This is a genomic window from Pseudoduganella sp. UC29_106, assembly GCF_044055365.1.
Classification (GTDB): domain Bacteria; phylum Pseudomonadota; class Gammaproteobacteria; order Burkholderiales; family Burkholderiaceae_D; genus Rugamonas.
On record NZ_CP171977.1, the window covers coordinates 1,113,184 to 1,125,239 of the forward strand.

Here is a 12,056-nt window from a genome sequence, read left to right on the forward strand (position 1 = left end):
ACGCGGCAACGAATTGGTGTCAGGCACTTTGTGCCTGACACCAGGTTTTGCCTGGGTTTTAAGCTGAATTGATATTGTTGTATGCCCCGCCATGTGGTATGCGGCATTGCAGCGAAGTCAATAAGGCGCTATAATAAGCAGCCTAGTAAAAGTTCTTCGCAAGATGTTTTTGCTGAAGGGTGCTTTCATCTGGCTGTAGTGAAAAAAGATGGGCAGTTGCCCATTTTTTTTTGGTTGAACCGTTTTGAGTATTCGGAGATTTTTCCTTGCAATTGCCTGAATTGATTGAAAAAACCGTATCGGGCCTGGGCTACGAAATGGTTGATTACGAGCGGGCCGAGCGCGGATTGCTGCGCGTGTTCATCGATTTCAGCGCAGAAGACGCCGAGGAAAAAGGTCCGATCACGGTGGAAGACTGCGCCACGGTGAGCCACCAGCTGTCGCACGTGCTGACGGTCGAGAATGTGCCGTATGAGCGCCTCGAGATTTCGTCGCCCGGCCTGGACCGGCCGCTGCGCAAGTTCAGCGACTTCGTGCGATTTGCCGGCAGTGAAGCCATCGTCAAGCTGCGCATGGCGATCCCCGGCACGGCGAACCGCAAGTCCTACCAGGGCATCCTGACGGAGCCGGAGGGCGAGCAACTGGGTATTGAATTTGAAGGTAAAGATGGTCCTGCGGTGCTGAATTTCACGCTCGCGGACATTGATAAGGCACGTTTGGTGCCACAGGTGGATTTTAGGAGCCGCAAAGCATGAGTCGCGAAGTTTTGTTATTGGTTGATGCGCTGGCGCGCGAAAAGAATGTCGATAAGGACGTGGTTTTTGGCGCCCTCGAATTCGCGCTGGCGCAAGCCACGAAGAAGCGCTATGAAGGCGAAGTCGATATTCGCGTTTCGATCGACCGCGAATCCGGTGAGTTCGAATCCTTCCGCCGCTGGCACGTGGTGCCCGACGAGGCCGGCCTGCAGCTGCCTGACCAGGAAGTGCTGCTGTTCGAAGCCCGCGAGCAGATTCCGGACATCGAAGTGGACGAGTACATCGAAGAGCCGATCGAATCCGTGGAATTCGGCCGCCGTTTCGCGCAGGACACCAAGCAGGTCGTCCTGCAGCGGGTGCGCGACGCAGAGCGCGAACAGATCCTGCAGGACTTCCTGGAGCGCGGCGACGCGCTGGTAACCGGCACCATCAAGCGCATGGAGCGCGGTGACGCCATCGTTGAATCGGGCAAGATCGAAGCGCGCCTGCCGCGCGACCAGATGATCCCGAAAGAGAACCTGCGTATCGGCGACCGCGTGCGCGCCTACATCCTGCGCGTGGACCGCAATATGCGCGGCCCGCAGGTGATCCTGTCGCGCACCGCGCCAGAGTTCATCATGAAGCTGTTCGAGCTGGAAGTGCCTGAAATCGAGCAGGGCATGCTGGAGATCAAATCCGCCGCCCGCGACGCCGGCGTGCGCGCCAAGATCGCCGTGCACACCAACGACAAGCGTATCGATCCTATCGGTACCTGCGTCGGCATGCGCGGTTCGCGCGTGCAGGCCGTGACCGCGGAACTGGGCGGCGAGCGTGTGGACATCGTGCTGTGGTCGGAAGATCCGGCGCAGTTCGTGATCGGCGCACTGGCTCCGGCCAACGTGAGCTCGATCATGGTGGACGAAGACAAGCACGCGATGGACGTGGTGGTCGATGAGGAAAACCTGGCAATCGCGATCGGCCGCTCCGGCCAGAACGTGCGCCTGGCTTCCGAGCTGACCGGCTGGAAGATCAACATCATGACCGCTGAGGAATCAGCCGACAAGGTGGCTGCCGAAACCGCAGCCACCCGCGCTCTGTTCATGGAAAAACTGGATGTGGACCAGGAAGTGGCCGACATCCTGGTGGAAGAGGGCTTCAGCAGCCTGGAAGAAATCGCTTACGTGCCGATCTCCGAGATGCTGGAAATCGAAGCCTTCGACGAGGATACCGTCAACGAGCTGCGTACCCGCGCCCGTGACGCCCTCGTGACCGAGGCTATTGCTTCGGAAGAAGGCCTGGAAGGCATGGAAGAGTCGCTGGTCGGCCTGGAAGGCATGGACCGCATCACGGCGGGCAAACTGGGCCTGGCGGGCATCAAGACGCTGGAGCAATTTGCCGGTCTCGCGTACGACGAATTCGGCGCCATCCTGGCCCTGTCGAGCGAGCGTGCACGTGAACTGATTTCGAATGAATTTGAAAATGTGTCCGACGATGAAATGAAGCTGGTCGATTCCAAGTACGACGACCGCGCCAAGGCCCTGCAGGCCAAGGCATGGAACGCAACCGAAGCGGCCAAGGCTTAAGTAGCAATCTTTATCATCCGAGACACAAGAAAAGAGGACTGAATGGCGAGTAACAACGTAGCCCAATTTGCCACCGAACTGAAGATGCCTGCAGACCTGCTGCTGTCGCAGCTGCGTTCTGCTGGCGTCGAAAAGAGTTCGGCGTCAGATCCATTGTCGAAAGATGATAAGGACAAGCTGCTGGAACACCTGCGCCGCACCCACGGCGCGGGCGCGGAGCAGGGCGAGAAGAAGAAAATCACCCTGACCCGCAAGGAAACGTCCGAGATCAAACAGGCCGACGCCACCGGCAAGGCGCGCACCATCCAGGTTGAAGTGCGCAAGAAGCGCACCTTCGTCCAGCGCGACGACGTGGTGGCCGGCGGCCAGTCCGCGCCGGTGATCGACGCTGCCGAACGCGCACGCCGCGAAGAGGAAGCGCGCCGCCAGGCGGAGCTGATCGCACGCCAGGAAGCGGAACTGAAGGAAAAGCAGGAACGCCTGGCCAAGCTGGACGCGGAAAAGGAAGCACAAGCCAAGGCCGCCGAGGAAGAAGCGAAGCGCGCCGCCGAGGAAGAGGCCAAGAAGGCCGCTGCCGACAAGGCTGCCGCCGAGAAGGCAGCTGCTGCCGCCGCTGCAGGCGCGGCGCAGAAGGCTGTTGCGGAAGAAGAAGAGAAGAAGCGCCAGGCCGATGCCGAAGAAGCCAAGCGCAAGCACGAAGTGGCTGTGAAGGAAGCCGCCGAGCGCGCGGAAGCGACCGAGCGCGCACGCAAGGCCGTGGCTGATGAAGTGGCCCAGATCAAGGCCATGATGAGCCAGCCGCGCCGCGTGATGAAGGCGCCGGAACCGGCGCCTGCTGCCGCTGCCGCACCGGCCAAGCCGAAGGTGGCGGAAGGCACGCTGCACAAGCCGGCGGACAAGAAGCCGGCGGCTGCCGGCGCAGCCGCACCGGCCGGCGAGAAGAAAGACGACAAGAAGGGCGGCGACAAGAAGTCGATCAAGTCGGCCAATGTGTCTTCGTCCTGGCAGGATGAAAAGCGCCGCGGCGCACCAGCCGGCGGCACCAAGGGCCGCAGTGGCGGCCCCGGCGCAGGCGGCGGTCGTGACGGCTGGCGTGCGGGCGGCAAGGGTCGCCGTGGCGGCCACCAGGACGATCGCGAGTCGAACTTCCAGGCGCCGACCGAAGCCATCATCAAGGAAGTGCATGTGCCGGAAACCATCACCGTGGCTGAACTGGCGCACAAGATGTCCGTCAAGGCTTCCGAGGTGATCAAGCAGCTGATGAAGCTGGGCCAGATGTGCACCATCAACCAGGTGTTGGACCAGGAAACCGCGATGATCGTGGTGGAAGAGATGGGCCACAAGGCCTTCCCGGCCGCCGTCGACGATCCTGAAGCGATCCTGGCCGACCAGGGCGAACACGCGCACTTCGAAGCCGTGTCGCGCGCTCCGGTGGTGACGGTGATGGGCCACGTCGACCACGGCAAGACCTCGCTGCTGGACTACATCCGCCGCGCCAAAGTGGCGTCCGGCGAAGCGGGCGGCATTACCCAGCACATCGGCGCGTACCACGTGGATACCCCGCGCGGCACGATCACCTTCCTGGATACGCCGGGTCACGAAGCGTTTACCGCAATGCGTGCCCGCGGTGCGAAAGCGACCGACATCGTCATCCTGGTGGTGGCGGCCGACGACGGCGTGATGCCGCAGACGAAGGAAGCAATTGCCCACGCCAAGGCTGCAGGCGTGCCGCTGGTAGTCGCGGTCAACAAGATCGACAAACCGGGCGGCAACCTGGAGCGCGTGACGCAGGAACTGATCGCCGAGCAGGTGGTGCCGGAAGAATACGGCGGCGATTCGCCGTTCGTGCCGGTGTCCGCGAAGACCGGCCAGGGTATCGACTCCCTGCTGGAAAACGTGCTGCTGCAGGCTGAAGTCCTGGAACTGAAAGCACCGGTGGAAGCGCCTGCGCGCGGCCTGGTGGTGGAAGCCCGCCTGGACAAGGGCCGCGGCCCGGTGGCCACCATCCTGGTGCAATCCGGTACGCTGAAGCGCGGCGACGTGGTGCTGGCAGGTTCGTCCTTCGGCCGCGTGCGTGCCATGCTGGACGAGAACGGCAAGTCGATCAACGAAGCCGGTCCTTCCATCCCGGTCGAGATCCAGGGCCTGACCGAAGTGCCGGCCGCTGGTGAAGAAGCGATGGTGATGGCGGACGAGCGCAAGGCGCGCGAGATCGGCCTGTTCCGTCAAGGTAAGTTCCGCGACGTGAAGCTGGCCAAGCAGCAGGCCGCGAAGCTGGAGAACATGTTCGACCAGATGGCCGAAGGCGAGGTGAAGAACCTGCCGCTGATCATCAAGACCGACGTGCAGGGTTCGCAGGAAGCGCTGGTTGGCTCGCTGCAGAAGCTCTCGACCTCCGAAGTGCGCGTGCAGATCGTGCACGCCGCGGTGGGCGGCATCTCGGAATCGGACGTCAACCTGGCGACCGCTTCCAAGGCTGTCATCATCGGCTTCAACGCCCGTGCCGATGCACAGGCCCGCAAGCTGGCCGAGGCGAACGGCGTCGACATCCGCTACTACAACATCATTTACGATGCAATCGAAGAGGTCAAAGCGGCGATGTCGGGCATGCTGGCGCCGGAGAAGCGCGAGCACGTTATCGGCCAGGTGGAAATCCGCCAGGTCATCCACGTGTCCAAGGTCGGTGCGATTGCGGGCTGCCTGGTTACCGACGGTGTGGTCAAGCGCACCTCGTCCGTCCGCCTGCTGCGCAACAACATCGTGGTGTGGACCGGCGAGATCGACTCGCTCAAGCGTTTCAAGGACGACGCGAAAGAAGTGCGCGCCGGCCTGGAGTGCGGTCTGAACCTCAAGGGCTACAACGAGATCGAAGTGGGCGACCAGCTCGAGGTCTTCGAAGTACAGGAGATCGCCCGTACCCTGTAACAGCGGTTTGCGGCGATACACGGCGGGTGCCTCCCGCCTCGCTTCGGCGAGGCGCGGCGCCCGTCTTTATTTTTAGGCACCATCATGGCAAAACATAGCAAATCCATCCCACAGCGCGGCCTGCGCGTGGCCGACCAGATCCAGAAAGACCTGTCCGAGCTGATCGCCTTCGAACTGAAGGACCCGCGCGTGGGCATGGTCACGCTGTCCGAAGTGCAGCTCACGCCGGACTATGCGCATGCCAAGATCTACTTCACGATGCTGAAGGACGATGAGGAATCGGTAAAGAACACGCTGGCCGGTTTGTCGGCGGCTGCCGGCTACCTGCGCAACCAGCTGGGCAAGCGCCTGCACATCCACACGCTGCCGCAGCTGCACTTCTTGCACGACATATCGGCCGCGCGCGGCATGGCGATGTCCGCACTGATCGACAAGGCCAACGCCACCCGCGCCGCCGACGCAGACGAAGATAGCGGCGAAGAATGAAGCGTGTGCGTGACCTCGTCGACGGCGTGCTGCTGCTCGACAAGCCTGTTGGCCTGTCCAGCAACGATGCGCTGATCAAGGCCAAGCGTTTCATGAACGCGAAGAAGGCCGGCCACACCGGCACGCTCGACCCCTTCGCCACCGGCCTGCTGCCGCTGTGCTTTGGCGAAGCCACCAAGTTCTCGCAGGACTTGCTGGAGGCCGACAAGACCTATCTGACCACCGTTCATCTGGGCGTGCGCACGGACACGGGCGACACCGAAGGCGCCGTGCTCGAGACTTTGCCGGTCACCGCCACGGTGGCCGACATCGAAGCCGTGCTGGAACGCTTCCGCGGCCCGATCAAGCAGGTGCCGCCGATGTATTCCGCGCTCAAGCGCGACGGCAAGCCTCTGTACGAATACGCCCGCGAAGGCATCACGCTTGAGCGCGAAGCGCGCGACGTGGTGATCCACAAGCTGGAACTGGTCGGCTATGAAGCGCCATTCCTGAAGCTGGCCGTCACCTGCAGCAAAGGCACCTACATCCGCGTCCTCGGTGAAGACATCGGCGCGGCCCTGGGCTGCGGCGCCCACCTGAATGCCCTGCGCCGCACACAGGTCGGCGCGCTGACAACCGACCACATGGTCACGCTGGAAGCGCTGGCAGCGCACGGCGCGCCGCGCGAGCTGCTGGCGCCCGTTGACGCATTGCTGTCATCTTTCCCGAGTATCATCCTGAACGACGATCTCGCCAGGCGTTTCCTGCACGGCCAGCGCCTGCCTCTGGGCAAGGAGCCATCGGTAGCCGTGCCGGCGCAGTATGAAGGCCGCGTCCGGGTCTATGCCGCCGACGGCCGCCTGCTCGGCACAGGCCTGTTCGGCGAATACGCCATCCTCGCCCCCGAGCGCCTGATCGCCACAGCCGCCTGAGCTCTGCACCGAATCGCGAATCGTGGTTGGGCGCAACGCAGCATGCTATACTAGTGGGTTCAGTGCATCCGCACTCGCAGTTTTTCTGTAAATACAAACATCATGTCTAATACTAAACGCGCAATTCGCAATATCGCAATCATCGCCCACGTTGACCATGGCAAGACCACCCTGGTTGACCAACTGCTGCGCCAGTCCGGTACCTTCCGTGAAAACCAGCAGGTCGACACCCGCGTCATGGACTCCAACGACCTCGAAAAGGAACGCGGCATCACGATTCTGTCGAAGAACTGCGCCGTTGAGTACGAAGGCACCCACATCAACATCGTCGACACCCCGGGCCACGCCGACTTCGGCGGCGAAGTGGAACGCGTGCTGTCCATGGTGGACTCCGTTCTGCTGCTGGTCGATGCGCAGGAAGGCCCGATGCCGCAGACCCGCTTCGTGACCCGCAAGGCGCTGGCCCTGGGCCTGAAGCCTATCGTGGTCGTGAACAAGATCGACCGTCCGGGCGCGCGCGCCGACTGGGCGATCAACCAGACCTTCGAACTGTTCGACAAGCTGGGCGCCACCGATGAGCAGCTGGACTTCCCGATCGTGTACGCATCGGGCCTGAACGGCTACGCCGGCATGGACGAATCCGTGCGCGGCGGCGACATGAAGCCGCTGTTCGACGCGATCCTGAAATACGTGCCGGTGCGTGACGACAATCCGGACGGTCCGCTGCAGATGCAAATCACCTCGCTGGACTACTCGTCCTACGTGGGCAAGATCGGTATCGGCCGTGTGAATCGTGGCCGCGTGAAGACCGGCCAGGACGTGGTCATCGTTGACGGTCCGGGCGCAACCCCGATCAAGGGCCGCATCAACCAGGTGCTGAACTTCAAGGGCCTGGAGCGCGTGCTGGTCGATGAAGCCGTCGCCGGCGACATCATCCTGATCAACGGTATCGAAGAAATCGGCATCGGCTCCACCGTGTGCGCCGCCGACACGCCTGATCCGCTGCCGATGCTGACCGTGGACGAGCCGACCCTGACCATGAACTTCATGGTCAACACCTCGCCGCTGGCCGGCCGCGAAGGCAAGTTCGTGACCTCGCGCCAGCTGCGCGATCGCCTGGACAAGGAACTGAAATCCAACGTGGCGCTGCGCGTTGCCCCGACCGATGACGACACGATCTTCGAAGTCTCCGGCCGCGGTGAACTGCACCTGACCATCCTGATCGAAAACATGCGCCGCGAAGGCTTCGAGATGGCCGTGTCCCGTCCGCGCGTTGTGTTCAAGATGGTCGATGGCGTGCGCGAAGAGCCGTACGAAATGCTGTCGGTGGACGTGGAAGAAGCCAACCAGGGCGGCGTGATGGAAGAACTGGGCCGCCGCCGTGGCGACCTGCAGAACATGGAATCGGACGGCAAGGGCCGTGTGCGCCTGGAGTACCGCATTCCTGCGCGCGGCCTGATCGGCTTCCAGGGCGAGTTCATGACCCTGACCCGTGGTACCGGCCTGATGTCGCACGTGTTCGATGCCTACGCACCGGTGGACACCTCCAAGGGTGAACTGGCCGGCCGTCGCAACGGCGTGCTGATCTCGCAGGACGACGGCCAGGCCGTTGCCTACGCACTGTGGAAGCTGCAGGACCGCGGCCGCATGTTCGTTGAGCACAACACCCCTGTGTACGAAGGCATGATCATCGGTATCCACTCGCGCGACAACGACCTGGTTGTGAACCCGATCAAGGGCAAGCAGCTGACCAACGTGCGCGCATCCGGCACCGACGAAGCCGTACGCCTGGTGCCGCCGATCCAGATGTCGCTGGAATACGCGGTTGAATTCATCGAGGACGATGAACTGGTCGAGATCACGCCGAAATCCATCCGCCTGCGCAAGCGCTTCCTGAAGGAACACGAGCGCAAGCGCGCACAACGCGAAGGCGTATAAACCGTATTGCGCACTGCGCCAAAAGCCCGCCGCCTCGGAAGAGCCGGCGGGCTTTTTTTTCAACCCACGGCCAAAAGCAGGTGTCTGCCACGATGTGGCAGACACCTGGGTTACGCCTCTGGTTTTATTCAGATCAATCAGCGAATTGAGCGTTTGCGCACTGCAGCACGCATATGCTTATTCCCAGAGTGCCTTTATCTGCGGGGTTTATTCAACACATTGCTCATCATTCTGATTCTTTCAACGTTGGCTGATTTTTCTTTTGAGTGCGCGCATAGAATGGCCTGACTAACTAGAACAACGCCCGATCAAAAACTTGATCAGCATTCGGAGGAGAACATTGTGAGTCAGCAGCACACCAAAGCCCGCACGATCAATCGAACCATCTTTGCCCTGATTTCCTATCTCGTCGCTACCGGCGCCTTTGCCCAGGAAAGCGATGCCCAGGCAGCCGGCGCCAACCGCCACGACGCAGCACCAAAAGAAAACGTCGTGACCGTGACCGGCACCCGCCAGTCCGTGGCCTCCGCAATTGAGCGCAAGATCCGCAACGACACCGTGTCCGACTCCCTGGTCGCGGAAGACATCAACCAGTTCCCTGACAAGAACGTAGGCGAGGCGCTGTCGCGCATCACCGGCGTCCAGCTGACGCGCGACTTCGGCGAAGGCACGCAGGTCTCGATCCGCGGCGTGGAGCCGAACCTGAACCGCGTGGAAATCAACGGCATGTCCGTGCTGTCCTCCAACGGTACCGCGGGCCGCGGCGCCGAACTGCGCGAGCTGGCTTCCGAACTGATTCAATCGATCGACGTGTACAAGGGCACCACCGCCGACCTGACCGAAGGCGGCGTGGGCGGCACCGTGACCATCACCACGCGCAAGCCGCTGGACTTCAAGAAGAAGACCATTGCGGTAACCGTGTCCGGCGAACAGTCCACCAGCCGTGGCGGTGTGCAGCCGCGCGCCAGCCTGCTGCTGGCCGACAAATTCCTGGACGGCAAACTCGGCCTGATGGCCAATCTTGTTTACGACAAGGTCTACACGCAGAACGACTACGCCCGCAACACTTCCTGGCGCTTCCTGCGCGACTGGGACTTCTCGGCAGATAAGACCGTCACCAGCCTCGATCCGGCTGTCGCCGCCGTCAACACGCCAGGCGGCTGCGCTACCACCGCGGGCCTGACCGCTGCGCAGCGCACCGCCTGCAGCAGCCAGTGGTTCGACTACTCGCCGGGCATCGCGCGTTACGGCATCTGGACCCGCGACCACGAGCGTTCGTCCGCCGAGCTGACCGCGCAGTACCAGTTCAGCAAGAACCTGCGCGCCTACATCAGCTACCAGGACAACAGCCAGGACCAGCGCCTGAACGACCGCAACTTCGGTACCGACTTCGGCAACGTGAATCGCCTGTTCAACCAGGGCAACGCTCCGGTCTACAACACCAGCACCGGCGTGCCGACAACCGCCGGCACCTGCCTGCCTGTGACCACCACGGGCACCCCGGCCGGCATGACCGTCAACAATCACTATGTGACGCAGTACACCGTGGGTAACTGCATGAACGTGGCAGGCCAGGGCGGCCAGGGCGCCTTCGGTACTTCGGCGCGCGACTTCCAGCTGAAGGTGCATTCGCAGTATCTGTCCAGCGGCTTTAACTGGAAGGCCAATGGCTGGGAAGTGGATGGCCTGTTCGGCAGCTCCAAGTCCAAGTACAGCTCGCAGAGCAACAACATTTCGCTGACCCAGAATGCACCGGGCCTGAAGGTCACGCTGGATTCGCAAGGCCTGCCGCACTTCGACTTCCCGTCCGCCTATTCGCCGGATGCCAACAGCTCCTATGTGCAGGTGCAGCTGCAGTACCGTCCGTCCGAAACGAAGAACACCGAAGACCAGGGCAAGCTGGACTTCAAGTACAAGCTCGATACGCCCTTCTTCAAGAAGGTATGGTTCGGCGTGCAGGGCCGCCGCGCCACGTCCGAGCAGTTTGCCGCCGGCGGCTACCTGGCCAGCAACGGCAAGGACCTGGTCTCCACCGCCGACGACATCAACGTGGTCAGCGCCAACGTAAACCAGACCCTGATCTACGATCCGCTGAACAAGACCGGCGCCCAGCGTGCACCGGATACGCAGTCCTTCATCAACAACAGCTTCTCCACCAAGTACATCAACGCTGCGCAGATGGAGCAGCTTATTGCGGCTGTGCGCGGCACCTCTCCAGGCACCTTCTTCAAGGGCTACGACAAGGTCAGCGGCCTGCCGAGCGGCTGGATGAGCCCTATCTACAGCAACGCGCTGCCGTACTTCGACACCTCGAAGTTCAACTACGTGAACCTGTATAACGCGCCGGGCAGCGACGGCAAGACCTATCCGCAGATCCCGGCCTTCTCCGCCGAAGAACGCATCTGGGCCGGCTACAGCCGCGTGGACTTCAGCACCGAAGCGTGGGAGCGCCAGATCTTCGGCAATATCGGCGTCCGCTACACCCGCACCGACGAGAAGTCGACCGGCCTGCAGCGCTACCAGGTTGCAGTCGAAAATGCGCCGGGCAGCTCCACCTTCACCAATCGCGTGGTCTCCAATGGCATCGCCACCGTGCAGAACACCTATCACGACTGGATGCCGAGCGTGAATGCCGCCATGTGGCTGGTGCCGGATACCTTCCTGGCCCGCCTGGGCTGGGGCAAGGTGATGGCGCGTCCTTCGATCGACCTGCTGGTGCCGAACGCCACCTGTACCGTCAACAGCGGCAATCCGCAGTTCGGCGGCGACGGCGTGGACGATTGCACGGCCGGTAACCCGAACCTGAAACCCTACCGTGCCACCAACTATGACCTGAGCCTGGAGTTCTACCCAAGCGCGGACACCCAGGTGAGCGCAGGCTTCTTCCGCAAGAAGATCACCAGCTACATCATCAACCGCGCGCTGGTGCGCAACGTGGACCTGTTCAAGGATGGCACCCTGTTCGACGTGAACCAGCCGATCAACGGCCAGGGCGCAACCACGAACGGTATCGAGCTGACCGCACGTACCGCGTTCACCATGCTGCCAGGCTGGCTGGGTGGTTTCGGTATCGACACCAACTACACCCGCATGAACTTCAAGTACGCGCCGGGTACTGCGCTGACCAACGTCCTCGATGGTACCGAACTGCCGTATCCGGGCCTTTCGAAGAACAGCTACAACGTGGCGCTGTGGTACGATCGCGACAAGTACAACGCGCGTATCGCCTACAACTATCGTGACCGCTTCTACACCGGCGCCAACGATGTGTCGGGCAACCCGAATTTCCAGGAGAAGACCGGCTTCCTGGATGCGAAGTTCCAGTACCGTATCAACCAGCACTGGACCTTCTCGGTGGAAGGCAAGAACCTGACCGACCAGGCGCAGATCACCGACGCGGGTGACCTGTTCCGTGTCAACGAACTTGCCTTCTCGGGACGCCGTTACTTTGTGAGCCTGTCGTACAAAAATTGAGGAAC

At 62.0% G+C, this 12,056-nt stretch carries 7 protein-coding genes; all 7 read left to right on the forward strand.

Annotation, left to right across the window (positions count from 1 at the left end; translation table 11 throughout):
* The first annotated feature begins 266 nt into the window (after positions 1–266).
* The 7 genes from rimP (at position 267) to ACHMW6_RS05825 (ending at position 12,051) form a co-directional block, all read left to right on the forward strand.
* Complete coding sequence (rimP, locus tag ACHMW6_RS05795; RefSeq protein WP_395406189.1) at positions 267–755, forward strand: ribosome maturation factor RimP; 489 nt, start codon at positions 267–269, stop codon at positions 753–755.
* Complete coding sequence (gene nusA, locus ACHMW6_RS05800; protein ID WP_395406190.1) at positions 752–2,317, forward strand: transcription termination factor NusA; 1,566 nt, start codon at positions 752–754, stop codon at positions 2,315–2,317. The genes rimP and nusA overlap by 4 nt, the downstream gene beginning before the upstream one ends.
* A 42-nt stretch (positions 2,318–2,359) precedes the next feature.
* Positions 2,360–5,242, forward strand: coding sequence for a translation initiation factor IF-2 (infB, locus tag ACHMW6_RS05805; RefSeq protein ID WP_395406191.1), 2,883 nt, complete (start codon positions 2,360–2,362; stop codon positions 5,240–5,242).
* An 84-nt stretch (positions 5,243–5,326) separates the two neighbouring features.
* Positions 5,327–5,728: a 30S ribosome-binding factor RbfA gene (rbfA, locus tag ACHMW6_RS05810; protein ID WP_395406192.1), complete on the forward strand. Its 402-nt coding sequence runs from the start codon at positions 5,327–5,329 to the stop codon at positions 5,726–5,728.
* Entirely contained in the window at positions 5,725–6,639 is a 915-nt protein-coding gene (gene truB / locus ACHMW6_RS05815) for a tRNA pseudouridine(55) synthase TruB (protein ID WP_395406193.1), read from the forward strand. Before rbfA ends, truB begins: the two co-directional genes overlap by 4 nt.
* A 102-nt stretch (positions 6,640–6,741) precedes the next feature.
* Positions 6,742–8,577 carry a translational GTPase TypA gene (gene typA / locus ACHMW6_RS05820; protein ID WP_395406194.1) on the forward strand — a complete coding sequence of 612 codons (1,836 nt, stop codon included), beginning with the start codon at positions 6,742–6,744 and terminating at the stop codon, positions 8,575–8,577.
* A gap of 342 nt (positions 8,578–8,919) precedes the next feature.
* Positions 8,920–12,051 (forward strand): TonB-dependent receptor, encoded by a 3,132-nt coding sequence (locus ACHMW6_RS05825; RefSeq protein WP_395406195.1) that lies wholly within the window; start codon positions 8,920–8,922, stop codon positions 12,049–12,051.
* Positions 12,052–12,056: the final 5 nt, after the last annotated feature.

Coding starts and splice junctions, on each gene's coding strand:
- nusA (WP_395406190.1), top strand. CDS start 752: ATGAGTCGCGAAGTTTTGTTATTGGTTGATGCGCTGGCGCGCGAAAAG.
- infB (WP_395406191.1), top strand. CDS start 2,360: ATGGCGAGTAACAACGTAGCCCAATTTGCCACCGAACTGAAGATGCCT.
- rbfA (WP_395406192.1), top strand. CDS start 5,327: ATGGCAAAACATAGCAAATCCATCCCACAGCGCGGCCTGCGCGTGGCC.
- truB (WP_395406193.1), top strand. CDS start 5,725: ATGAAGCGTGTGCGTGACCTCGTCGACGGCGTGCTGCTGCTCGACAAG.
- typA (WP_395406194.1), top strand. CDS start 6,742: ATGTCTAATACTAAACGCGCAATTCGCAATATCGCAATCATCGCCCAC.